1 protein-coding gene is annotated in these 332 nt (G+C 59.6%); it reads right to left on the bottom strand.

Going from position 1 to position 332, the window contains the following annotated elements:
* Positions 1–147 precede the first annotated feature (147 nt).
* Positions 148–332, bottom strand: a 185-nt coding sequence (locus tag FH975_RS16405) for a hypothetical protein (protein WP_235928240.1), incomplete at its 5' end; no start/stop codon positions are given.

The raw sequence follows: 332 nt of genomic DNA, 5'->3' as shown, positions 1-332 counted from the left end.
CTGCAGGCGCCTTCACAAGATACCTGCGCATACTTTCAAAGATCCGGGGAAGTGGCCTCAGCGCCGTTCCCGTGTGCCGCGAAGTTTCCTTCGTAGCGAGCCGCCCATTATGCCAGACTTTTTCAGTCCGTCAACACCTTCGTTCGATCATCTCGTTCGGCGGTGGTGGGCACCCTGTTGTCGCTGAAGCCCCTTGGTGGCGCCCCCTGCGACGGGGGAGGAGAAGTATGGCCCCATCCACATCGTTTGTGAAGGGGGTGTGGCGATTTTTTTCACCGGATGTTGCATCTGTTCATCCGTCGCGCTGCGGTAGGAACCCGCGAAGCGCAGCC

It is taken from the genome of Nesterenkonia haasae, from assembly GCF_010119385.1.
Classification (GTDB): domain Bacteria; phylum Actinomycetota; class Actinomycetes; order Actinomycetales; family Micrococcaceae; genus Nesterenkonia; species Nesterenkonia haasae.
Note: the sequence above shows the minus strand (reverse complement) of the source record. Positions and strands in the feature narration are given on the sequence as shown.